This window comes from Streptomyces sp. NPDC045022 (assembly GCF_056432605.1).
Map to the genome: position 1 here is coordinate 158,785 of NZ_JBWKIR010000014.1, position 21,919 is coordinate 180,703.

At 72.1% G+C, this 21,919-nt stretch carries 20 protein-coding genes and 1 pseudogene; 13 read left to right on the plus strand and 8 right to left on the minus strand.

Features of this window, described 5'->3' with window-relative positions:
- Positions 1–116 precede the first annotated feature (116 nt).
- Entirely contained in the window at positions 117–2,423 is a 2,307-nt protein-coding gene (locus AC07C1_RS24920) for a beta-xylosidase/alpha-l-arabinosidase (RefSeq protein ID WP_478942341.1), read from the minus strand.
- Between the two features lie 115 nt (positions 2,424–2,538).
- On the opposite strand from AC07C1_RS24920, the gene AC07C1_RS24925 reads away from it, so the two are divergent.
- The 4 genes and pseudogenes from AC07C1_RS24925 to AC07C1_RS24940 all read left to right on the plus strand — a co-directional run bounded on the left by AC07C1_RS24925 (position 2,539) and on the right by AC07C1_RS24940 (position 6,351).
- Entirely contained in the window at positions 2,539–3,570 is a 1,032-nt protein-coding gene (locus tag AC07C1_RS24925) for a LacI family DNA-binding transcriptional regulator (RefSeq protein ID WP_478942343.1), read from the plus strand.
- Positions 3,571–3,776: 206 nt separating this feature from the next.
- Positions 3,777–4,499, plus strand: a pseudogene (locus tag AC07C1_RS24930) (LCP family protein); the annotation flags it as partial.
- A gap of 197 nt (positions 4,500–4,696) precedes the next feature.
- Positions 4,697–5,053: a YciI family protein gene (locus AC07C1_RS24935; RefSeq protein ID WP_478942345.1), complete on the plus strand. Its 357-nt coding sequence runs from the start codon at positions 4,697–4,699 to the stop codon at positions 5,051–5,053.
- Between the two features lie 44 nt (positions 5,054–5,097).
- Positions 5,098–6,351: an RNA polymerase sigma factor gene (locus AC07C1_RS24940; protein WP_478942346.1), complete on the plus strand. Its 1,254-nt coding sequence runs from the start codon at positions 5,098–5,100 to the stop codon at positions 6,349–6,351.
- Between the two features lie 28 nt (positions 6,352–6,379).
- Here AC07C1_RS24940 and AC07C1_RS24945 read toward each other — a convergent pair whose 3' ends face one another.
- Positions 6,380–7,558 carry a THUMP-like domain-containing protein gene (locus AC07C1_RS24945; protein ID WP_478942348.1) on the minus strand — a complete coding sequence of 393 codons (1,179 nt, stop codon included), beginning with the start codon at positions 7,556–7,558 and terminating at the stop codon, positions 6,380–6,382.
- A 90-nt stretch (positions 7,559–7,648) separates the two neighbouring features.
- On the opposite strand from AC07C1_RS24945, the gene AC07C1_RS24950 reads away from it, so the two are divergent.
- The 4 genes from AC07C1_RS24950 (at position 7,649) to groL (ending at position 11,752) form a co-directional block, all read left to right on the plus strand.
- The gene (locus tag AC07C1_RS24950) at positions 7,649–8,584 is read left to right on the plus strand and encodes a polysaccharide deacetylase family protein (protein ID WP_478942350.1); all 936 of its coding nucleotides are present in this window, start codon (positions 7,649–7,651) and stop codon (positions 8,582–8,584) included.
- Complete coding sequence (locus tag AC07C1_RS24955) at positions 8,581–9,402, plus strand: polysaccharide deacetylase family protein (RefSeq protein WP_478942352.1); 822 nt, start codon at positions 8,581–8,583, stop codon at positions 9,400–9,402. The genes AC07C1_RS24950 and AC07C1_RS24955 overlap by 4 nt, the downstream gene beginning before the upstream one ends.
- 294 nt (positions 9,403–9,696) lie before the next feature.
- A complete protein-coding gene (gene groES / locus AC07C1_RS24960; RefSeq protein WP_020132158.1) occupies positions 9,697–10,005 on the plus strand; it encodes a co-chaperone GroES in 309 nt (102 codons plus the stop codon).
- A 121-nt stretch (positions 10,006–10,126) separates the two neighbouring features.
- Positions 10,127–11,752, plus strand: a complete 1,626-nt coding sequence (gene groL / locus AC07C1_RS24965) for a chaperonin GroEL (protein WP_478942354.1) — start codon at positions 10,127–10,129, stop codon at positions 11,750–11,752.
- Positions 11,753–11,793: 41 nt separating this feature from the next.
- On the opposite strand, the gene AC07C1_RS24970 is transcribed toward groL, so the two are convergent.
- From AC07C1_RS24970 to AC07C1_RS24985, 4 genes are all read right to left on the minus strand, one after another.
- Positions 11,794–12,282: an ATP-binding protein gene (locus AC07C1_RS24970; RefSeq protein ID WP_478942356.1), complete on the minus strand. Its 489-nt coding sequence runs from the start codon at positions 12,280–12,282 to the stop codon at positions 11,794–11,796.
- The gene (locus AC07C1_RS24975) at positions 12,219–12,926 is read right to left on the minus strand and encodes an ester cyclase (protein ID WP_478942357.1); all 708 of its coding nucleotides are present in this window, start codon (positions 12,924–12,926) and stop codon (positions 12,219–12,221) included. Before AC07C1_RS24975 ends, AC07C1_RS24970 begins: the two co-directional genes overlap by 64 nt.
- A 76-nt stretch (positions 12,927–13,002) precedes the next feature.
- On the minus strand, positions 13,003–13,776 hold the full coding sequence (locus AC07C1_RS24980) for an SDR family NAD(P)-dependent oxidoreductase (protein ID WP_478942359.1): 774 nt from the start codon (positions 13,774–13,776) through the stop codon (positions 13,003–13,005).
- Positions 13,777–13,852: 76 nt separating this feature from the next.
- Positions 13,853–14,521: an MOSC domain-containing protein gene (locus AC07C1_RS24985; RefSeq protein ID WP_478942360.1), complete on the minus strand. Its 669-nt coding sequence runs from the start codon at positions 14,519–14,521 to the stop codon at positions 13,853–13,855.
- Between the two features lie 79 nt (positions 14,522–14,600).
- Here AC07C1_RS24985 and AC07C1_RS24990 point away from each other — a divergent pair, with 79 nt between their 5' ends.
- Complete coding sequence (locus tag AC07C1_RS24990; RefSeq protein ID WP_478942362.1) at positions 14,601–15,509, plus strand: LysR family transcriptional regulator; 909 nt, start codon at positions 14,601–14,603, stop codon at positions 15,507–15,509.
- Positions 15,510–15,600: 91 nt separating this feature from the next.
- On the opposite strand, the gene AC07C1_RS24995 is transcribed toward AC07C1_RS24990, so the two are convergent.
- Positions 15,601–15,930, minus strand: coding sequence for a WhiB family transcriptional regulator (locus AC07C1_RS24995; protein ID WP_478942364.1), 330 nt, complete (start codon positions 15,928–15,930; stop codon positions 15,601–15,603).
- Between the two features lie 380 nt (positions 15,931–16,310).
- Here AC07C1_RS24995 and AC07C1_RS25000 point away from each other — a divergent pair, with 380 nt between their 5' ends.
- From AC07C1_RS25000 to AC07C1_RS25015, 4 genes are all read left to right on the plus strand, one after another.
- Entirely contained in the window at positions 16,311–16,922 is a 612-nt protein-coding gene (locus tag AC07C1_RS25000; protein WP_003948568.1) for a response regulator transcription factor, read from the plus strand.
- Positions 16,923–17,637: 715 nt separating this feature from the next.
- Complete coding sequence (locus AC07C1_RS25005) at positions 17,638–18,225, plus strand: sigma-70 family RNA polymerase sigma factor (RefSeq protein ID WP_478942366.1); 588 nt, start codon at positions 17,638–17,640, stop codon at positions 18,223–18,225.
- Between the two features lie 164 nt (positions 18,226–18,389).
- The gene (gene guaB / locus AC07C1_RS25010; protein ID WP_478942368.1) at positions 18,390–19,898 is read left to right on the plus strand and encodes an IMP dehydrogenase; all 1,509 of its coding nucleotides are present in this window, start codon (positions 18,390–18,392) and stop codon (positions 19,896–19,898) included.
- Positions 19,899–20,013: 115 nt separating this feature from the next.
- Entirely contained in the window at positions 20,014–21,138 is a 1,125-nt protein-coding gene (locus AC07C1_RS25015) for a GuaB3 family IMP dehydrogenase-related protein (RefSeq protein ID WP_478942370.1), read from the plus strand.
- A gap of 65 nt (positions 21,139–21,203) precedes the next feature.
- Here the strand turns inward: AC07C1_RS25015 and AC07C1_RS25020 are convergent, their stop codons facing one another.
- The gene (locus AC07C1_RS25020) at positions 21,204–21,767 is read right to left on the minus strand and encodes a hypothetical protein (protein ID WP_478942372.1); all 564 of its coding nucleotides are present in this window, start codon (positions 21,765–21,767) and stop codon (positions 21,204–21,206) included.
- Between the last annotated feature and the right edge of the window lie 152 nt (positions 21,768–21,919).

The following is a 21,919-nucleotide window of genomic DNA, read 5'->3' on the forward strand; positions in this document are numbered from 1 at the left end:
GTGGTCCAAGGAAAGACGCCCCGCTTCCTGCGGGGAAATGCAGGTGCAAGGCCTGCCCGGCGCTCCACAGACACCCCGCCCCCGGGTCTCCGGGGGCGGGGTGTTCGCGTTGCGGCTCAGCCCGCGCCCAGGAAGACCTCGCAGTGCAGCCGCCGGTCCGTCCCCAGCACGCGCGGGGGCCCCGTCAGCCGCAGCCGGGCGGTGTGCCGTACCTCCGCGCTCGACGTGCCCAGCCGCAGCTCCAGCGCCCCCGGCTCCACCACCCGCGCGCCCGTGCGGTCGGTGAAGGACGACAGGTCCGCGTGGAAGCGGAAGGTCACGCGGCGGGACTCGCCGGGGGACAGCTCCAGTCGCCGGTAGCCGATCAGGCGTACGTCCGGGCGGGTCACCGATGCCACCGGGTCGTGCAGATACAGCTGGACGACCTCGGCGCCCGCGCGGTCACCCGTGTTGCGGACCGTCAGCGAGAGGTCGTACGAGCCGTCCGTACCGATCTCCGTGACGCCGGCGCCCGTGCAGTCCTCCCAGGCGAACGTCGTGTACGAGCGGCCGTGGCCGAACGGGTACAGCGGGGTCGGGTCGAGGCTGCTGACCTCGCCGGCCAGGCCCAGCGGGGGCTGGAGGTAGGTCCAGGGCTGGCCCCCGGGCGCGCGCGGCACGCTCACCGGCAGGCGGCCGGAGGGGTTCACCCGGCCGGACAGGACCCCGGCCACCGCCGGGCCGCCCTCCTCGCCGGGGAAGAAGGTCTGCACGACCGCGCCGAGCCGGCCGTGCCAGCGGCCCAGTGCGTAGGGGCGGCCGGTGAGCAGGACGAGGACGACCGGGACGCCCGTCGCGACGAGCGCGTCCAGCAGGTCCGCCTGGACGCCCGGGAGGTGGAGGTCGGCCACGTCGCAGCCCTCGCCGGAGGTGCCCCGGCCGAACAGGCCCGCACGGTCGCCGAGCACCGCCACGCACACGTCCGCCTCCGCCGCCCGGGCCACGGCCTCCGCGAAGCCGCCCGGGTCCGGGTCCGAGACCCCGCAGCCGTCCGCGAACGTCACCTTGGCGTCGGGGAATCCGGCGCGCAGGGAGTCCAGGAGGGTCGGGATCTCGATGCCGAGCGGGACCCCGGGGTGGTGGGTGAGGACGTGGGACGGGAAGGAGTAGCAGCCCAGCATGGCGAGCGCGTCCGCGGCGCGCGGCCCCACGACCGCGATCCGGCCGTCGGGGGCCAGGGGCAGCAGCCCGTCGGGGTTGTCCAGCAGGACCACCGACTCCTCCGCGAGACGGCGGGCGAGGGCCCGGTTCTCCGCGGAGTCCAGGTCGACCGGGCCGTCCGGCTCCGGACGCCAGTCCTCGTCCAGCAGGCCCAGTTCGCACTTCTGGAGGAGCACCCGGCGGGCCGCGCGGTCCACCAGGGACTCGGGGACGCGGCCGTCCCGTACGGCGGCGACGAGCGGTGCGCCGTAGCACTTGAGGGTCGGCAGCTCGACGTCGATGCCCGCGGCCAGGGTCAGTCGGGCCGCTTCCGCCTCGTCCGCGGCGACGCGGTGCAGGGACTGCAGGAAGCCGATGCCGAAGTAGTCCGCGACCACCGTGCCGGTGAAGCCCCACTCCTCGCGCAGCAGGCCGGTCAGCAGGCGCGGGTCGGCGGAGGCGGGCACGCCGTCGGTCTCGGTGTAGGCCGCCATCACCGAGCGGGCCCCGCCCTCGCGCAGCGCCATCTCGAACGGCGGCAGGGTGATGTCCGCGAACTCCCGTACGCCCGCCCGGACCGGTGCCAGGTTCCGTGCGCCGGCCGAGGAGGCGTACCCGGCGAAGTGCTTCAGCGTGGCCACGACCCCGGCCGACTCCAGTCCGCGGACGTAGGCCGTGCCGACCGTGCCGACCAGGTACGGGTCCTCGCCGATCGTCTCCTCGACCCGCCCCCAGCGCGGGTCGCGGACCACGTCCAGGACGGGCGCCAGGCCCTGATGGACGCCGGCCGAACGCAGGTCCCGGCCGATGCGGCGGCCTATCCGGGCCACCAGCTCCGGGTCGAAGGAGGCGCCCCAGGCGAGCGGGACGGGGTAGGCCGTCGCGCGCCAGGCGGTGAAGCCGGCCAGGCACTCCTCGTGGGCGACCGCCGGGATGCCGAAGCGGTTCGCGGCGGCGATGCGCCGCTGGGCGCGGGCGAGGGCCCGGGCGGCGAGGGCCGGTTCCACGGGGGCGGTGCCGAAGGAGCGGGTCAGCTGGCCGAGGCCGAGGGTGATCAGCTCGTCCCAGTCGTGCTCGGCGGCCATCTCCCGCTGGAGCGGGGCGACCCCGTCGCCGTCCGTGGCGGCCCCCACCCAGACGCCGTACAGCTGGGCGGTCTTCTCCTCCAGGGTCATCCGGGAGAGCAGGTCGTCGACGCGGGCGGCGGCGGGCAGGGCGGGGTCGCGCCAAGGAGCGGTGGTCATGGAACTCCCGTCTCGACTCTGCTCCGAATGTTTCGGATGGAGCGCCGAATGTTCCGGGAACCTATGGTGGGACAACGCCTTCGTCAAGAGGTCCTGCGGGGATACGATCGCGGGCATGAAGCCTTCGAAGCCCACAGAAACGCAGACGGCGACCCTCGCCGAAATCGCCCGTGAGGCCGGGGTGTCCGCTCCGACTGTTTCGAAGGTGCTCAACGGCCGCGCCGACGTCGCCCCCGCGACCCGGACCCGCGTCGAGGAACTGCTGCGCGCCTACGGCTACCGGCGCCGGCGCGCCGAGGCATCCCGCTCCCCGCTGATCGACCTGGTCTTCCACGAGCTGGAGAGCGCCTGGGCGATGGAGGTCATCCGGGGTGTGGAGAACGTGGCCCGGGACGCCGGGCTGAGCGTCGTGCTGTCCGAGTCGGCCGGGCGGCTCACCCCCGGGCGCACCTGGGCCGACCAGGTCGCCGCCCGCCGCCCGCACGGGGTGGTGCTCGTCCTGTCCGGGCTCGACGAGTCCCAGCGGGCGCTGCTGACCAGCCGGTCCATCCCGTTCGTGGTGATGGACCCGGCCGGCGACCCGGGCCCGGACGTGCCCTCCATCGGTGCCACCAACTGGCAGGGCGGCCTCGCCGCCACCCGTCACCTGGTGGAACTCGGTCACACCCGGATCGGCGCGATCAGCGGCCCGTCCCGGATGATGTGCAGCCGGGCCCGGGTCGACGGCTACCGGGCGGCGCTGGAGACGGCCGGGCTGCCGGTCGACCCCTCGCTCATGGTGACCGGCGACTTCCACCATGACGCCGGCTACCGCCTGGGCCTGGAGCTGCTGCGCCGCTCGGACCGGCCGACCGCGGTCTTCGCGGGCAACGACCTGCAGGCGCTCGGCCTGTACGAGGCGGCCCGTGAGCTGGGACTGCGCATCCCGGAGGACCTCAGCGTGGTCGGCTTCGACGATCTGCCGGTGGCCCGCTGGGTCGGCCCGCCGCTGACGACCGTACGGCAGCCGTTGACCGAGATGGCCGAGGCCGCGGCCCGGCTGGTGCTGGAGCTGGGGCGCGTGCCGGAGGAGCGGGCGGCGACCCGGGTGGAGCTGGCGACCAGCCTGGTGGTGCGGTCGAGCACGGCGGCGCCCGCGAAGGGGTGACGCCGGTGGCCGGAAGCTGACATATTGACGAGTGGGGTGCGCGCCCCCACACTCCTCCGAAGTCAATCGGTAATTCGACCGAAACTTTCGGAGGCGCTCGCGGTGAGATCTCTGAGAATCGGCTTACCCCTCACATCCCTGGTGACCGGGGCCGCGCTGCTGCTGACGGAGCCCGCCGCGCACGCCGCCGACACCCCCCTGATGTCGGCGCCCGCTCGGACACCGCGATGGTGGTGCACATCGACGCCGGCCGTACGCGGGCCACCGTCGTCAGCATCCCGCGCGACACCCTCGTCACCCGCCCGTCCTGCCCGCTCGCCTCCGGCGGCTCGACGGCGGTGGCGTACAACACCATGTTCAACAGCGCCTACGCCGTGGGCGGGCCGGTGTGCGCGGTGAAGACCGTCGAGTCGGTCACGAACATCCGCATGGACCACTACGTCGAGATCGACTTCTCCGGCTTCGCCAGGCTGGTGGACGCGCTCGGCGGCGTCGACGTCACCACCGACCAGGACATCGACGACGACAAGAGCCATCTGCACCTCGAGGCCGGCGCCCACCACCTCGACGGCACGCGGGCTCTGGCCCTCGCCCGCACCCGGCACGGCATAGGCGACGGCAGCGACCTGGGCCGCATAGGCCTGCAGCAGAAGGTGGTCAAGGGACTGCTGGCGCAGATCGCCGCCACCGACCTGCTCACCGACCCGGCCAAGCTGTACCGGGTCGCCAACGCGGTCACCGCGAGCCTCACCACCGACACCGGCCTCGACTCCCTGAAGGAGCTGACGAACCTGGGCCGGAGCCTCGGGGGCCTGACGGCCGACCGGGTGAAGACGGTGATGATGCCGGTCGTCACGGCACCCTCCGACCCCAACCGGGTGGTGGCGAAGGAGCCGGCGGCGAGCGACCTGTGGGCGTCCCTGCGGTAGGCCGGGCGGGGCAGGCCGCGGTGCCGCCGCCGGCCACCGGGGCCGGAAGAGACCGGGCCGGAAAGACCGGGCCGGAAAGACCGGGCCGGAAAAAATCCCCGGGAAAATCCGGCGAGGGTGTCGAGTGGGGTGTCTCCCGTTCGACGCATGGGTGAGCGGCGGGGAACGGTCCCGCCGCCCCGACCGAAGGAGTCACCATGCCCCGCTACCTGTCGCTCGTGCGCATCGACGAGTCCTCCGCGCCCGCCGAGGGCCCCAGCGAGGAGCTGATGCGGCGGATGGGTGAACTGATCGAGGAGATCACCAAGGCCGGCGTCATGCTCGACACCGCCGGGCTGACGCCTTCCGCCCAGGGCGCCCGGGTGCGCTGGGAGGGCGGGCAGATCTCCGTCACCGACGGACCCTTCACCGAGTCCAAGGAGGTCGTCGGCGGCTACGCGCTCATGCAGTGCAAGGACATGGCCGAGGCCCTGGAGTGGACCAAGCGGTTCCTGAAGACCCACGAGGAGCACTGGACGGTGACCTGCGAGGTGCGGGAGATCGCCGAGGGCTGATCGCGCTTGGCCCGGGGCTGTCCGGGGGTGTTGCATGGTGGGCTGTGGAACCACAGCCCACCGCGGCGCGCGCGATCGAGACCGTCTTCCGTCTGGAGTCACCACGGCTGATCGCCGGCGTCGCCCGGATCGTCCGGGACGTCGGCATCGCCGAGGATCTGGCCCAGGACGCGCTGGTCGCCGCCCTGGAGCGGTGGCCCCGGGACGGTGTGCCCGACAACCCCGGCGCCTGGCTCATGGCCACCGCCCGGCACCGCGCCGTCGACCTGATCCGGCGCCGCGAGACCTACGCCCGCAAACTCGCCGAGATCGGCCGGGACCTCCCCACCACCGCCCCGCCCGAGGAGCCCGCCGACCCGGAAGGTATCGACGACGACCTCCTCCGGCTCGTCTTCACCACCTGCCACCCGGTGCTGTCCCCCGGGGCCCGCACCGCGCTCACCCTGCGCCTGCTCGGCGGCCTGACCACGGCCGAGATCGCCCGCGCCTGTCTGGTCCCGGAGGCCACGATCGCCCAGCGCATCGTCCGGGCCAAGCGGACCCTCGCCACGAGGAACGTCGCCTTCGAGGTGCCGTACGGGCCCGACCGCGAGGCCCGCCTCGGATCCGTCCTGGACGTGATCTACCTGATCTTCAACGAGGGTTACGCGGCCAGCGCCGGCGACGACTGGCTGCGCCCCGCGCTGTGCGAGGACGCCCTGCGCCTGGCCCGCGTGCTGTCCGCGCTGATGCCCAAGGAGCCGGAGGTGCACGGCCTGACCTCGCTGCTGGAGTTCCAGGCGTCCCGGGCCGCCGCGCGCACCGGCCCCGACAGCACACCCGTGCTGCTGAGGGACCAGAACCGCCGCCGCTGGAACCGCATGCTCATCGCCCGCGGCATCCGGGCCCTCGCCCGCGCCGACGCCACGGCCTCCGGCGCTCCCGGCCGCTACGCCCTGCAGGCGGCCATCGCCGGGTGCCACGCGCACGCCTACACCTACGAGGAGACCGACTGGCGCTCCATCGCCACCCTGTACGGCGTGCTGGCGGCCCGGTTCCCGTCCCCGGTGGTCGAGCTGAACCGCGCGGTCGCCGTGTCGATGGCTCAGGGACCGGAACCGGGACTGGCCATCGTCGACGCCCTGGCCACCGAACCGGCCCTGCGCGACTACCACTTGCTCCCCAGCGTGCGCGCGGACCTGCTCCAGCGCCTCGGCCGTACGACGCAGGCGCGGGCGGAGTTCCAACGGGCGGCGGCGCTGGCCCGCAACCAACGGGAGCGGGAGCTTTTGCTGCGCCGGGCGGGACAGTGCGGCTGAGCGTCACCGCGGAGCCGTCCCGCGCCGGTCAGGGCAGCCGGTGCCCCGCCGGACGGCCGATCAGCATCGTCGGTGCCCCCGCGACGCGGGTCAGGAACACGGTCGCCGCGTTCGGTCCCTGCGGCCTGACCTTCCGGCGCAGTTCCTCCGGCTCGACCGCGGAGCCGCGCTTCTTCACGGTCAGCGTGCCGACCTCGCGCTCCCGCAGCAGCGCCTTCAGCTTCTTGACGTTGAAGGGCATCTGGTCGGTGATCTCGTAGGCCGTGGCGAAGGGGGTGGGCCGCGGCTCGTCGGCGGTGATGTACGCGATCGTCGCGTCGACGAGTCCGCCGCCGACCTCCTCGGCCACCTCCGCGACCAGGTGCGCCCGGATCACGGCACCGTCGGGCTCGTACAGGTACCGCCCCACCCGCCGCACGCCGGGGTCGGGCAGCCCCCGGCCGAGCAGCGTGCGCGGGCCGGGCAGCAGCGTGGCCCGTACCGCGCCCGGCGCCCCGGTGCCGAACCACAGCACCGCCTCCTTCACATCCCCGCCGTCGGAGATCCACTCGGCCTCGGCCTCGGCGGGCACCGCCTCGTGCGGGATGCCCGGAGCGATCTTCAGGGCCGCGTGGGGTGCCGTACGGGCCGCGCCGACCGCCCAGGACAGCGGCGGCGAATAGGCCTCGGGATCGAAGATCCGGCCCCGCCCGCCCCGCCGGGCCGGGTCCACGAACACCGCGTCGTACCCGGCGGTGTCCACCCCCGTGACGTCGGCCTCGCGCACCTCGATCAGGTCCGCCAGCCCCAGCGCCTCGGCGTTCGCCCGCGCCGCCGCCGCCGTCAGCGGGTCCCGGTCCACGGCCAGCACCCGGATCCCGGCCCGCGCCAGCGCGATCGCGTCCCCGCCGATGCCGCAGCACAGGTCGGCGACCGAGGTCACGCCCAGGTCCTTCAGCCGCCGCGCCCGGTACGCGGCCACGCCGGCCCGCGTCGACTGCTCGACCCCGTTCGGCGTGAAGAACATCCGTCCGGCGTCCTCGGCCCCGAACTTCGCCACCGCCCGCTGCCGCAGCCGGGCCTGGCCGAGTGCGGCCGACACCAGCTCGGCCGGGTGGTCGCGGCGCAGCCGGGTGGCCACGGCCAGCTCCTGTGCGGGTTCGGTGTCGCGCACCTCGTCGAGGAGGGCGCGGCCTTCGGGGGTGAGGAGGAGGGCGAGGTCGTTCACCGGGTCATTGTGGGCCAGTCGGTGGATGGTGCGCCTCCGGCGGCGGTGTCTGACCGGGTTCCGGGCCGGGGCCTGGGAGGATCCGGCACCATGCGAGCAGTAGTACAAAATGACAAAAATCGGTCTTGGGCTCGGCCTCGGTTCCGGTCCCGGTCGCGCTCCCGTTTGCGGTCCCTGCCCCTCGGCCGCGGAGCCACCGCGCTGGCCTGCGCCGCACTCCTCTCCGGCTGTGCGGACTCCGCCGGCAGGGCGCCCGGCCAGGGCGGCCCCGCCCAGGCCCGCCAGGGCGGCCAGGCCGCCGAACACGCCCGTCTGGTGGCCGCCGCCCGCCGCTGGAAACTGGACCAGGTCCCGCTGACGCCTCCGCCGCCGCCCGCGGCGAAGCCGAAGATCACCGCCCGCGCCGGGTTCGAGGTGGACCACCAGGACGACTGGGGCCTGCCGCCGGTCTTCACCACGATCCCCACCAGGCAGAAGGTCGTCTTCCTGACGATCGACGACGGCGCGGAGAAGGACCCGAGGTTCCTCGCCATGATGCGGGACCTGAAGATCCCGTACACCGCCTTCCTCAGCAACTACCTGGTGAAGGACGACTACACCTACTTCCGCACGATGAAGTCCTACGGCAACACCCTCAACAACCACACCCTGCACCACCCCTACCTGCCCGGCCTGTCCTACGAGGAGCAGAAGGACGAGATCTGCGGCATGCAGGCCGTCATGAAGAGGCAGTTCGGCAAGGCGCCCACCGTCTTCCGCCCTCCGTACGGCAACTACAACCAGGACACCCTGGTCGCCGCCAAGTCCTGCGGCATCAAGTACGCGCCGATCTGGAACGAGGAGGTCTACGTCGACCACTGGGAGTACCGCGAGGACGACCAGCGGCTGCGCCGCGGCGACATCGTCCTCACCCACTTCCGCGGCCGGGACGACTGGGACGGCACGATGGTCGACGACATGCGCCGCTTCCTGAACAAGGTCACGCGCGAGGGCTACGCCGTGGCCCGCCTGGAGGACTACCTGTGAGGCGGGCGCGGGGGCCGGCCGCGCTCCTCGCCTCCGCCCTCCTCCTCGCGGGCTGCGCGCAGTCCGTGGACCCCATCGAACGCCTCGGCAAGAAAGCGGCCCAAGGGGTACGCCCGAACGGCCCCGCCGCCGACCGGGCCTACCGGCACTGGGGCCTGGCCGAGCCCCTGCGCCGCCCGCCCCGCCCCGCCACCCGGCCCCTCGGCCTCGGCCCCCACACCGGGGGCCACACCCTGCCCCGCGTCGTGGACCACGTCCCCACTCACGACCGGGTCGTCTTCCTCACCTATGACGACGGCGCCGAGAAGGACCCGCGCTTCGTCGACATGGTGCGCGAACTCCGGCTGCCCGTCAGCCTCTTCCTCACCGACAGCGTCGCCGGTCCCGGGTACGGCCACTTCGCCCGGCTGCACAGGCTGGGCGCCGGCATCCAGAACCACACCCTCGACCACCGCGCGCTCGCCGGACAGCCCTACGCCGGGCAGCGCGCCGAGATCTGCGGCCAGCAGGCGCGGCTCGACGCCCGCCTCGGTGTCCGCCCCCGCCTCTTCCGCCCGCCCTACGGCGCGTACGACACCACCACCCTGCGCGCGGCGGCCGACTGCGGAATCTCCACGGTCGTCCTGTGGCGCGCCGCGATGACCCCGGCCGACCTCGTCTTCACCCGGGGCGACCACCGCCTGTGCCCCGGCGACATCGTCCTGGTCGGCCCCGACGAGTCCACGGGCCCGCCGCTGAGGGAACGCACGACCCGGGTCCTGCGGCGGGTGCAGCAGCGGGGGCTGACGGTGGGGCGGCTCGAGGACTACCTGAACTGAACGAACCGGCCGCGAAGACAGCGAAGACGGCCAAGGCGATGAAGACAGCGAGGACGGCGGGGCGAACACCGGCCGCCGGACACCCCGACGGGCCCGAACGCGGCCGACGCGCCGCACCGGATTGGCACTCCGCTTGACCGAGTGCTAACCCCGGTCATAGTCTCGGCTCTGGCACTCAGCAGGTGAGAGTGCCAACAAAGCGACGGGCAGGTCCGGCACCCGCGACGACGGATCCACCTGGTCGCCACCTCAGACAGTTAACCCCGTGAGATCTCCGAAGGGGGAGGTCGGATCGTGACGACCACCAGCTCCAAGGTTGCCATCAAGCCGCTCGAGGACCGCATTGTGGTCCAGCCGCTCGACGCCGAGCAGACCACCGCCTCTGGCCTGGTCATCCCGGACACCGCGAAGGAGAAGCCCCAGGAGGGCGCCGTCCTCGCCGTGGGCCCGGGCCGCTTCGAGAACGGCGAGCGTCTTCCGCTCGACGTCAAGGTCGGCGACGTCGTGCTGTACAGCAAGTACGGCGGCACCGAGGTGAAGTACAACGGCGAGGAGTACCTCGTCCTCTCGGCTCGCGACGTCCTCGCGATCATCGAGAAGTAATCACCTCGAGCACTCAGTTGCTCCCAGCTGCGCCCCTGGCCCCCGCGACCACCTAAGAAGCCGGGCGCCCGGGGCGCAGTTCGTTTTTTCACCCACAGATTTCGAGAGGGCTCCCGCTGTCATGGCGAAGATCCTGAAGTTCGACGAGGACGCCCGTCGCGCCCTCGAGCGCGGCGTCAACAAGCTGGCCGACACGGTGAAGGTGACGATCGGCCCCCGTGGCCGCAACGTCGTCATCGACAAGAAGTTCGGCGCCCCGACCATCACCAACGACGGTGTCACGATCGCCCGCGAGGTCGAGATCGAGGACCCGTTCGAGAACCTCGGCGCCCAGCTGGTGAAGGAGGTGGCCACCAAGACCAACGACATCGCTGGTGACGGCACCACCACCGCCACCGTGCTGGCCCAGGCGCTCGTCCGCGAGGGCCTGAAGAACGTCGCCGCCGGTGCCTCCCCGGCCGCCCTGAAGAAGGGCATCGACGCCGCGGTCAAGGCCGTCTCCGACGAGCTGCTCGCCACGGCCCGCCCGATCGACGAGAAGTCCGACATCGCCGCCGTGGCCGCGCTGTCCGCCCAGGACCAGCAGGTCGGCGAGCTGATCGCCGAGGCGATGGACAAGGTCGGCAAGGACGGCGTCATCACCGTCGAGGAGTCCAACACCTTCGGTCTGGAGCTGGACTTCACCGAGGGCATGGCCTTCGACAAGGGCTACCTGTCGCCGTACTTCGTGACGGACCAGGAGCGCATGGAGGCCGTCCTCGACGACCCGTACATCCTGATCACGCAGGGCAAGATCTCCGGCATCGCGGACATGCTGCCGCTGCTGGAGAAGGTCATCCAGGCGGGTGCCTCCAAGCCGCTGCTCATCATCGCCGAGGACGTCGAGGGCGAGGCCCTGTCGACCCTGGTCGTCAACAAGATCCGTGGCACCTTCAACGCCGTCGCGGTGAAGGCCCCCGGCTTCGGCGACCGCCGCAAGGCGATGCTGCAGGACATGGCCGTCCTCACCGGCGCCACCGTCATCTCCGAGGAGGTCGGCCTCAAGCTCGACCAGGTCGGCCTCGAGGTGCTCGGCTCCGCCCGCCGCGTCACCGTCACCAAGGACGACACCACGATCGTCGAGGGTGCCGGCAAGTCCGAGGACCTGACGGGCCGCATCGCGCAGATCAAGGCCGAGATCGAGAACACCGACTCCGACTGGGACCGCGAGAAGCTCCAGGAGCGCCTCGCGAAGCTGGCCGGCGGCGTGTGCGTGATCAAGGTCGGCGCCGCCACCGAGGTGGAGCTGAAGGAGAAGAAGCACCGTCTGGAGGACGCCATCTCCGCGACCCGCGCCGCGGTCGAGGAGGGCATCGTCTCCGGTGGTGGCTCCGCCCTGGTCCACGCCGTGAAGGTCCTGGAGGGCAACCTCGGCAAGACCGGTGACGAGGCCACGGGTGTCGCGGTCGTCCGCCGCGCCGCCGTCGAGCCGCTGCGCTGGATCGCCGAGAACGCCGGCCTCGAGGGCTACGTCATCACCTCCAAGGTCGCCGAGCTCGACAAGGGCCAGGGCTTCAACGCCGCGACCGGCGAGTACGGCGACCTGGTCAAGGCCGGTGTCATCGACCCGGTCAAGGTCACCCGCTCCGCCCTGGAGAACGCCGCCTCCATCGCCTCCCTGCTGCTCACGACCGAGACCCTGGTCGTCGAGAAGAAGGAAGAGGAAGAGCCGGCCGCCGCGGGCCACAGCCACGGCCACGCCCACTGAGCGCCACGCTGAACTGAGCCCAGCCACGATGCCCAGTGCCCTTACGGGGGTGCTGGGCATCGTGCTTCCACCCTGCCGGGTCGCTGCCGGGTCGCTGCCGGGCACGTCGCCACCGGCCGCCGCGGGGTCAGGCAGGGCGGGGTCCCTGGGGCGACCGCCACCACGGCCCAGACCGTCTTGCCAGGAGCGCCGGGCCGAGGGACCACGCCCCAGTCATCGGCGAGCGCGGCCACGAGGAGGAGACCGCGCCCACCGTCAGCGTCGGGTCTGTCACTCCGAACGCGGACAGGAAGCCGTGCGCCGCGCGCGTCACTCACCTCGATCCGGACGCGACCGGTGCCGTCGAGCCGGGTGAGACGCAGATGGGCGTCCCGGCCCGGCAGCCGGCCATGAGTGACGGCGTTGGCGGCCAGCTCGGCGACGACGAGTTCCACGACGTCGTTCGCCGCGCCGACCGCCCCACCTCTCACGTCTCCAGCGCGTCCAGCGCCCCCAGCTGCTGCATCAGCCCCAGCTGGTCGTGCTGCCACCAGGTCTCGGCGATCTTGCCGCTGTCCGCGAACCGGAACAGCGTCATCCCGGTCATGGTGACCCGCCTTCCGGTGGGGCCGATCCCCAGGAAGTCACCCGTGTGCGCGGCGTTCCAGGTCCACCGCGCACAGGCCCTCTCGCCCTGGGCGAGCACATCCTCGAGCGTGAACGTGAAGTCGAAGGCACCGCGCCACATCCGGAACTCGGCGCGGACGTTGTCCAGCCCGATGGTGTCCTGCGGGTTCACCGGGTCGTGACTGTGGATGTCCTCGTCCAGGAGGTCGTTGAGCGGAGGCAGCTCGCCCGGCGTCGCCAGCGCCTCGAAGAACCGCCGTACGGTGTCCTCGGCCAGCCGCTCGTCCCGCACGACGTCCAGGTCGGTGAACGTCGGCATCTCGTCGCACAGGGCGACCATCCCCTGGAAGATCTTGTCGGTCTCCGGGAGGTTCGAGTTCCGCATCGCGTCCTCGTACGACGCGAACTCCACCACTTCGACGACGTGCGACGCGTCCGACCGGTCCGTGCCGACCAGCGCGTGCGTCGCCGTCCGCTTCCCCTTGGTCTGCGCGACCCAGTCGTCGATGAGCCGGTTCATCTCGTCCAGCCGGCTCGTCCTGCACTCGATGAGCTGCACGAAGGTCATGACGCCGCCTCCCGGCCCCCCTGGCCCGGTTCCGTCACCCTCATTTTCGCACCGGGACGGCAGCGCCACCCCTCCGCTACTGCGGCCCGTACTTGCGCCCGGTCCTGGAGGAGACCCCGCCCAGCAGGCCCCGGGGCGTCACCTTCACCAGACCCATCAGCGCCTTGTACCGAGGGTCCGGGATGGACAGCGACTTGCCGCGCGCCAGGTCCGCCAGCGCCGCCGCGACCAGCTTGTCGGCGTCCAGCCACATCCACCCCGGGATGTTGTCCGTGCCCATCCCGGCCCGCTGGTGGAACTCGGTGCGCACGAAGCCCGGGCACAGGGCCATCAGCCGCACCCCGCTGCCCGCCAGGTCCTTCGCCGCGCCCTGGGTGAACTGCACGACCCAGGCCTTCGACGCCCCGTACGTGCCCCGCGGCACGAAGGCGGCCACCGAGGCGACGTTGACGACACCGCCCCGCCCGCGCTCGCGCATCGCCGCGGCCGCCGCCGACGTCAACCGGAGCACCGCCTCGCAGTGCACCTTGAGCATCTTCAGCTCGTCCGTCATGGACACGTCGAGATAGCGGCCCTTGTTCCCGAAGCCGGCGTTGTTGATCAGCAGGTCGACCGGGTTCTTCCGGTCGCCGAGCCGGTCGGCGACCGCCTCGATGCCCTTGTCCTCGGAGAGGTCGGCGGTCAGCACCTCCACCTCGATGCCGTGCCGGTCGTGCAGTTCGGTCGCCTGCTCGCGCAGCCGCCGGGTGTCCCGCGCCACCAGCACGAGGTCATGTCCGTCAGCCGCCAGCCGCCGCGCGAACGCGGCGCCGATCCCCGCGGTCGATCCCGTAATCAGAGCCGTTGTCATGGCCCAAGGGTAGTGACCCGTCCCACCCGCGTCCGCTGCCCACGGCGGCCTCCGCGGCAGCCGCGCCGACGCTCCCTCAGCCGCCGTGCCGGTCCGCGTACTTGCGGGCCGCCGCCAGTGTCTCCGCGTGCAACGCCTCGCCCGCGGCGAGCAGCCGCGGCAGCAGTTCCCGTTCGGTGGTGACCGCGCGGAACTGCATCGCCGCCGTGACGCCGTGCCCCGGCCGGTGCACGATCTCCACCGGATCGCCGGCCCGTACGGCGCCCGGCTCGATCACCCGCAGGTAAGCGCCGGTCGCGCCCTTCCGGGTGAACCTCTTCACCCATACCCGCTCGCCCAGATGGCCCTGGAACGTACGGCACGGGATCCGCCCCGAGGTCACCTCCAGCACCACCTCGGAGCCGATCCGCCAGCGCTCGCCGATCAGCGCCCCGGAGACGTCCAGACCGTCCGTCGTCAGATTCTCCCCGAAGCAGCCGTTGCTCAGCGATCGGCCGAGTTCGCGCTCCCAGTCGTCGAGGTCCTCGCGCGCGAACGCGTACACCGCCTGGTCGTGGCCGCCGTGGTGCCGCAGGTCGCACACCGCGTCCCCGGCGAGCCCGCTCCCGCCGATCCCCTTGGGCCCCGGCGCCGCCACCCGGACCGGCCCGTCGGCCGGCTTCTTGTCGATGCCTGTCACGCCGTCCGGCTGATCCGTGTACGGCACCGGCCGCGGGCGGCCCAGGTTGACGGAGAGAAGCCTCATGCCCGCACCGTACGTGACCGGTCCCAAAGCGTCGAACCGATATGGGGCCCCGTCCCCAAGCTTCCCTTATGCTCAAAGGGTGATCGAGGCCCGTCATCTCCGCGTCCTGCGCGCCGTCGCCACCACCGGTTCCTTCTCGGCGGCGGGGCGTGAACTGGGCTGCACCCAGCCCGCCATCAGCCAGCAGATGAAGGCCCTGGAAGCCTCGGTCGGCACCCCGCTGCTGGCCCGCAGCGGCCGCGAGATGCGCCTCACCCAGGCCGGTGAGGCCCTGGTCCGGCACGCCTCCGGCATCCTCGCCGGACTCACCGCGGCCGAGGAGGAGGTCGCCGCCATCGCGGGCCTGCGGGCCGGCCGGGTCCGGCTGGTCTCCTTCCCCAGCGGCAGTTCCACCCTGGTCCCCACCGCACTGGCCGCCCTGCGCGCCGCCCACCCCGGCACCCGCGTCTCCCTGGAGGAGGGCGAGCCCCCGAAGTCCGTCGAACTGCTGCGCGAAGGCGACTGCGACCTGGCCCTCGCCTTCCGCTACGAGGGGGCCGCGGTCGCCGAGGACTGGGACGACCTCGTCGTACGGCCCTTGCTGACGGACCGTCTGGTGGCCCTCGTGCCCGAGCGGCACCGGCTCGCGCGCGCGGAGAGCGTCGCCATCGGCGAGCTGGCCCAGGAACCCTGGATCGCGGGCTGCCCGCGCTGTCGCGGCCAGCTCGTGCAGGTCTGCGAGGGGGCCGGTTTCACCCCGCGCATCGACTTCGCGACCGACGACTACCCGGCGGTGGTCGGTCTGGTCGGCGCGGGACTCGGGGTCGCCGTACTGCCGCAGCTGGCGGTGGAGTCGGTACGGCCGAGGGGTGTGCGGGCGGTACGGCTGGAACCGGCGGTACGGCGGGAGATCGTCGCTCTCACCCTGCCCGACCTGGCCCGGGTGCCCACCGTCGCGGCGACGCTGGAACAGCTGGCTCGGGCGGCTCGGGCGGCCGGGCGTCCGTAAGGGCCCGGACGGAGTCACGGGCACGCGCGCGCGTGCCCGAGAGGGAGAAAACGGACGCATCCGGGCGGGCCCTGGATGCAGAAACGTTACTTCAGTGATGCGGGGCGGTGTTCCCGCTGGTGGTCGACGCCGACACCAGGCGGTTGCGCGCCCGCCCCATCAGCTCCTCGCGCTCGTCCTCGGTCAGGCCGCCCCAGACTCCGTACGGCTCGCGCACCGCCAAGGCGTGCGCCGCGCACTGGGCGCGGACCGGGCATCTCATGCAGACCTCCTTGGCCGAGTTCTCGCGAGCGCTCCGAGCCGCCCCGCGCTCGCCCTCCGGGTGGAAGAAGAGCGAGCTGTCCACCCCGCGGCAAGCAGCCAGCAGCTGCCAGTCCCACAGGTCCGCGTTCGGTCCGGGAAGGCGGGAGAAATCTGCCATTACGTGACCCCTTGTAGCCGTTCTGGGCGGATACGGTGCCAACGACCGTACATCTCCGGTCTAAGGAGATGAAAATATGACTCATTGCGAATCTAGCCCCGGACACCGCAAAACGGGAAGAAAAAGGGCTAAATGGGGCATTGGTTGTGATGAAAAGTTGAGAGTCCGCGCGCATGTCGGCACCGTGTCGACGCCCTCACATAGAGTGCCGAAGACGGCACGCGGGCCCGTAACTCTTTCGAGTGACCGTCGTTGAGAGTGCGGATGCGGTTGAAAACACAAGTGCTCGGGCAGGCGTCCGAGACGGTCGACCGCACAGGTGACGATTCCGTACCAGCCTGGAGGCTCAAGGTGACGCGCATCAGCTGCGGAGGGCGGTCATGACATCCGTCCTCGTCTGCGACGACTCCCCGCTTGCCCGAGAGGCGCTCCGCCGCGCGGTCGCGACCGTGCCCGGTGTCGAGCGCGTGACGACGGCGGCCAACGGCGAGGAAGTCCTCCGCCGCTGGGGCGCCGACCGCTCCGACCTCATTCTGATGGACGTACGCATGCCCGGCCTGGGCGGCGTCGAGACCGTCCGCCGGCTGCTGTCCGCCGACCCGGGCGCCCGCATCATCATGCTCACCGTCGCCGAGGACCTCGACGGCGTGGCGCTGGCGGTCGCCGCCGGTGCCCGGGGCTACCTGCACAAGGACGCCTCACGCGCGGAGCTGCGCGCCACCGTGACGCAGGCGCTGGCCGACCCGACCTGGCGGCTGGCTCCGCGCCGGCTCCGCTCGGCCGAGATGGGCGCCGCGCCCACGCTCACCGCGCGCGAGATCCAGGTCCTGGAGGGCATGAGCCACGGCCGCTCCAACGCTGAGATCGGCCGCGAGCTGTTCCTCTCCGAGGACACCGTCAAGACCCACGCCCGCCGCCTGTTCAAGAAGCTCGGCGCCTCGGACCGGGCCCATGCGGTGGCGCTCGGCTTCCGCTGGGGACTGGTCCGGTAGGACGTGCGCAGCCCTGCGGGGCAGGCGGGACCGGACCGCACCGGGCACCGTTCCCGAGGCCGGGAACGGCTCCGCCTTCCCCGGCGGCAGCCGGACGCCACGTCGGCGTCCGGGCGGCTCGCGGTTCGTCCCTCGCGGATGCGGGGCTGCCCGGCATGGGGGCCCAGCGGTGCGGCCGGGCGGCCCACGAGGACTCACGAAGTGCGCCGCCGGCCGGTCTCCCGGTTGCCCGCGGAAACGGAGGCGTGATGCGAGCCCGCTCCGTGGGACCGGGCCGAGTCCGGCCTTCGACGAGGTTCGAGTCACCTCCGGGAGGCGCGCGTCAGGTGCTCCGGGCCGGCGCGCGGCCGCGTGAGACCGGTCGCCCTCGCCTGAGCGGCGCCGGCCGGGTCCCGTGTCCGGCACCGGTGCGGGCACCCGTGGCGGGGCCGCCCGCCGGGGGCCCGGACGCACGCGTGCCGGCCGTGCCCCGAGCTGGGCGTACGACCCCGCCGGACGGGCCGGCGGGCGGTGCGCAAGGCGACCCGCCGGACGCGCGCTGCTCGTTTCGGCGCGGATGCCGCATCCTTGAGGTGTGGAGTCTCTCGGGGACGAGTCGGTCGAGCGGAAGGGGAGGGCGCAGGGGATGAGTGCCGGCGCACCTGCTCATAACGCTTCGGTGCACAACCACGGACACGATGCGACGGACCGGACGGCCGCAAGGCACCATGGACCGATGCACGACGACGAGGCGGGCACGGCCCACGGGGCGATCGGTGCGCTCGTGCATCGTGCCGTCGACGGGGACGAGCAGGCCACGCACGATCTGCTCGCCCATGTCCACCCGCTGGCGCTGCGCTACTGCCGCACCCGGCTGTCCCGGCTTCCCGGTGACGCGCGCCACTTCGTCGAGGACCTCGCCCAGGAGGTCTGTGTGGCGGTACTGCTCGCACTGCCCCGCTACCGCGACACCGGCCGCCCCTTCGAGGCGTTCGTCTTCGCCATCGCCTCGCACAAGGTCGCCGACCTGCAGCGCGCCGCGATGCGCCACCCGGGTTCCACGGCCGTCCCCTCGGACGAGATGCCGGAGCGGCCGGACGACTCCCTCGGTCCCGAGGAGCGCGCGCTGCTCAGCAGTGACGCCGAGTGGGCCAAGAAGCTGCTGGCCAACCTCCCCGAGAACCAGCGCGAGCTGCTCCTGCTGCGGATCGCCGTGGGCTTGACCGCGGAGGAGACGGGGCAGATGTTGGGAATGTCACCCGGGGCGGTCCGCGTGGCCCAGCACCGGGCACTGAGCCGGCTGCGCGCTCTCGCCGAGCAGTAAACCCCCGTGGGTGGAGCCGTCGTAGCTCCCTTTTTGAACGGGCACCGATTGGTTTCCGTACGAACATACGAAGCCTGAAGTCACCCGGCACCGTGGAATTTGCCACCCAGGCTTCCCGTTAGCATGGACATCCGCACCGAGCAAGGCCATTTGGGGAAGGTGTCATGACTGCCAACGTCGACGGAGTACCCGGAAAATTCGCGACACTCGGGCTGACCTACGACGACGTGCTGCTGCTGCCGGGCTCGTCGGACATGGCACCCGACGAGATCGACACCGCCTCGTACGTCTCCAAGAACGTGCGGGTCAACATCCCGCTGCTGTCCGCCGCCATGGACAAGGTGACCGAGTCCCGCATGGCGATCGCGATGGCCCGCCAGGGCGGCGTCGGCGTCCTGCACCGCAACCTCTCCATCGAGGACCAGGCCAACCAGGTCGACCTGGTGAAGCGCTCCGAGTCCGGCATGGTCACCGACCCCATCACCATCCACCCGGACGCCACGCTCGCCGAGGCCGACGCGCTGTGCGCCAAGTTCCGCATCAGCGGTGTCCCGGTGACCGACGGCGACAAGAAGCTCCTCGGCATCGTCACCAACCGCGACATGGCCTTCGAGAGCGACCGCAGCCGGCGCGTGCACGAGGTCATGACCCCGATGCCGCTGGTCACCGGCAAGGTCGGCATCTCCGGCCCCGAGGCCATGGAGCTGCTGCGCAAGCACAAGATCGAGAAGCTTCCGCTGGTCGACGACGGGGGTGTCCTCAAGGGCCTGATCACCGTCAAGGACTTCGTCAAGGCGGAGAAGTACCCGAGCGCCGCCAAGGACGCCGAGGGCCGCCTGCTGGTCGGCGCGGCCGTCGGTGTCGCCGGTGACGCCTTCGAGCGGGCCCAGGCGCTGATCGAGGCCGGTGTCGACTTCATCGTCGTGGACACCGCGCACGGCCACTCCCGCCTGGTCGGCGACATGATCGCCAAGATCAAGTCGAACTCCTCCGGCGTCGACGTCATCGGCGGCAACGTCGCCACGCGCGACGGCGCCCAGGCCCTGGTCGACGCGGGCGCCGACGGCATCAAGGTCGGCGTCGGACCGGGCTCCATCTGTACGACCCGCGTCGTCGCCGGCGTCGGCGTCCCGCAGGTCACCGCCATCTACGAGGCCGCGCTCGCCGCCAAGAACGCCGGAGTCCCGGTGATCGGCGACGGCGGTCTGCAGTACTCCGGCGACATCGCCAAGGCCCTCGTCGCGGGCGCTGACACGGTGATGCTCGGCTCGCTGCTCGCGGGCTGCGAGGAGTCCCCGGGCGAGCTGCTGTTCATCAACGGCAAGCAGTTCAAGTCGTACCGCGGCATGGGCTCGCTCGGTGCCATGCAGACCCGCGGCGACCGCCGGTCGTTCTCCAAGGACCGCTACTTCCAGGAGGGCGTCGCCTCCGACGAGCAGCTGATCCCCGAGGGCATCGAGGGCCAGGTGCCCTACCGCGGCCCGCTGTCCTCCGTCGTCCACCAGCTGGTCGGCGGTCTGCGCCAGTCGATGTTCTACGTCGGCGGCCGGACGGTCCCCGAGCTGCAGGAAGGCGGCCGGTTCGTGCGGATCACGTCGGCGGGCCTGAAGGAGAGCCACCCGCACGACATCCAGATGACGGTCGAGGCGCCGAACTACAGCGGCAAGAAGTGACCCACGCGCGCGTGGAGCCTGTCTGAGGGCGGCCCCGGAGTCTCCGGGGCCGCCCTTGTCATGGGCGTCGGCGATACTGGAAGACGCTGAAACGCATCAGGGAAAGGCCACAGACGTGACTGAGATCGAGATCGGGCGCGGCAAGCGCGGCCGCCGGGCGTACGCCTTCGACGACATCGCCGTCGTCCCCAGCCGCCGTACGCGGGACCCGAAGGAGGTCTCGATCGCCTGGCAGATCGACGCCTACCGCTTCGAGCTGCCGTTCCTGGCCGCTCCCATGGACTCGGTCGTCTCGCCGGCCACCGCCATCCGCATCGGCGAGCTGGGCGGCCTCGGTGTGCTGAACCTCGAGGGCCTGTGGACGCGGTACGAGGACCCGCAGCCGCTGCTGGACGAGATCGCCGAGCTGCCCGCCGAGCAGGCGACCCGCCGCCTCCAGGAGATCTACGCGGCTCCCATCAAGGAGGAGCTGATCGGCGCCCGCATCAAGGAGGTGCGCGACTCCGGCGTGGTCACGGCGGCCGCGCTCTCCCCGCAGCGCACCGCCCAGTTCTCCAAGGCGGTCGTGGACGCGGGCGTGGACATCTTCGTCATCCGGGGTACGACGGTCTCGGCGGAGCATGTGTCGTCCGCGCACGAGCCGCTGAACCTCAAGCAGTTCATCTACGAGCTGGACGTCCCGGTGATCGTCGGCGGCTGTGCCACCTACACCGCCGCCCTGCACCTAATGCGCACCGGCGCGGCCGGTGTCCTGGTCGGCTTTGGCGGCGGCGCCGCTCACACCACGCGCAACGTCCTCGGTATCCAGGTCCCGATGGCCACCGCTGTCGCCGACGTGGCCGCGGCCCGCCGGGACTACATGGACGAGTCCGGCGGCCGGTACGTGCACGTGATCGCCGATGGTGGTGTCGGCTGGTCCGGCGACCTGCCCAAGGCGATCGCCTGCGGTGCCGACGCGGTGATGATGGGCTCGCCGCTGGCCCGCGCCACGGACGTGCCCGGCAAGGGCCACCACTGGGGCATGGAGGCGGTCAACGATGAGCTGCCCCGCGGCCAGAAGGTCGACCTCGGCACGGTCGGCACCATCGAGGAGGTCCTCACCGGCCCGTCGCACACCCCCGACGGCTCCATGAACTTCTTCGGTGCCCTGCGCCGCGCCATGGCCACGACCGGCTACAGCGAGCTGAAGGAGTTCCAGCGGGTCGAGGTGACGGTCGCGGACAGCCAGCACCGCCGCTGACCCGTACGACGCGAAGGGCCCGGCCACCGATGAGGTGGGCGGGCCCTTTCCGTGCGGGCGAGGGGTCAGGCGGCTGCCTTCTTGGTGCCCGAGAACGCGGCGAACGCGGCGATGGCGAAGAAGACGAAGGTGAGCGGGTCGGCGTCTTCCTTCCAGACGTCCTGGACCGTGCTCAGGTGCTGGAAGAACACCTCGTTGAAGCCCACGTGGAAGTGATCGGCGATGATCATCGCTTCGCCGACCAGCTGGCCGAGGTAGACGGAGCCGAGCGCGAGGACGGCGCCGACGACCGGCAGGGCGGGGTTGCGGCCGCCCGCCTTGCCCGCCGCGAGACCGACGACGAAGCCCACGCCGACGGCGGCCCAGCCGATCTCGTGCTTGGTGGCGCCTATGACGACGCCGTACAGGGCGCCCACGACCACGGCGGCGGCGAGGGCGGCGAGCAGACCGAGGACGAGGTTGTTCCGGACCGGAGCGGGCGGTGCCGGCGGCGCGGCGAAGGCGCCCGGCTGCGGCGGGTACGGCGCGCCCTGGACTCCGGGAGCCCCGGCGGGCGCCTGCTGGGCGTACGGGTTGCCGTCGACCGGACCGGTCTGGGGCGGCTGAGGCGGTGGAGCTGACTGGCTCATGACAGGAATCCCCCCGTGCTGTGGCACACATGGATGGCGGAAAAGAGAGACGACGTACGCACGCGTGTGCGGTGAGTCCGGGGGAGACTAACAGCCGGGGGCGACAACGCCCCCGGCTGTTTTCCGTTCGTGACCGCTGCGCGCGCGGCCGT

What these genes read in the sequence shown, in the direction of transcription:
- AC07C1_RS24920 (WP_478942341.1), bottom strand. Translation starts at nt 2,423, where the DNA reads ATGACCACCGCTCCTTGGCGCGACCCCGCCCTGCCCGCCGCCGCCCGC.
- AC07C1_RS24925 (WP_478942343.1), top strand. Translation starts at nt 2,539, where the DNA reads ATGAAGCCTTCGAAGCCCACAGAAACGCAGACGGCGACCCTCGCCGAA.
- AC07C1_RS24935 (WP_478942345.1), top strand. Translation starts at nt 4,697, where the DNA reads ATGCCCCGCTACCTGTCGCTCGTGCGCATCGACGAGTCCTCCGCGCCC.
- AC07C1_RS24950 (WP_478942350.1), top strand. Translation starts at nt 7,649, where the DNA reads ATGCGAGCAGTAGTACAAAATGACAAAAATCGGTCTTGGGCTCGGCCT.
- groL (WP_478942354.1), top strand. Translation starts at nt 10,127, where the DNA reads ATGGCGAAGATCCTGAAGTTCGACGAGGACGCCCGTCGCGCCCTCGAG.
- AC07C1_RS24975 (WP_478942357.1), bottom strand. Translation starts at nt 12,926, where the DNA reads ATGACCTTCGTGCAGCTCATCGAGTGCAGGACGAGCCGGCTGGACGAG.
- AC07C1_RS24980 (WP_478942359.1), bottom strand. Translation starts at nt 13,776, where the DNA reads ATGACAACGGCTCTGATTACGGGATCGACCGCGGGGATCGGCGCCGCG.
- AC07C1_RS24985 (WP_478942360.1), bottom strand. Translation starts at nt 14,521, where the DNA reads ATGAGGCTTCTCTCCGTCAACCTGGGCCGCCCGCGGCCGGTGCCGTAC.
- AC07C1_RS24995 (WP_478942364.1), bottom strand. Translation starts at nt 15,930, where the DNA reads ATGGCAGATTTCTCCCGCCTTCCCGGACCGAACGCGGACCTGTGGGAC.
- AC07C1_RS25000 (WP_003948568.1), top strand. Translation starts at nt 16,311, where the DNA reads ATGACATCCGTCCTCGTCTGCGACGACTCCCCGCTTGCCCGAGAGGCG.
- AC07C1_RS25005 (WP_478942366.1), top strand. Translation starts at nt 17,638, where the DNA reads ATGCACGACGACGAGGCGGGCACGGCCCACGGGGCGATCGGTGCGCTC.
- guaB (WP_478942368.1), top strand. Translation starts at nt 18,390, where the DNA reads ATGACTGCCAACGTCGACGGAGTACCCGGAAAATTCGCGACACTCGGG.
- AC07C1_RS25020 (WP_478942372.1), bottom strand. Translation starts at nt 21,767, where the DNA reads ATGAGCCAGTCAGCTCCACCGCCTCAGCCGCCCCAGACCGGTCCGGTC.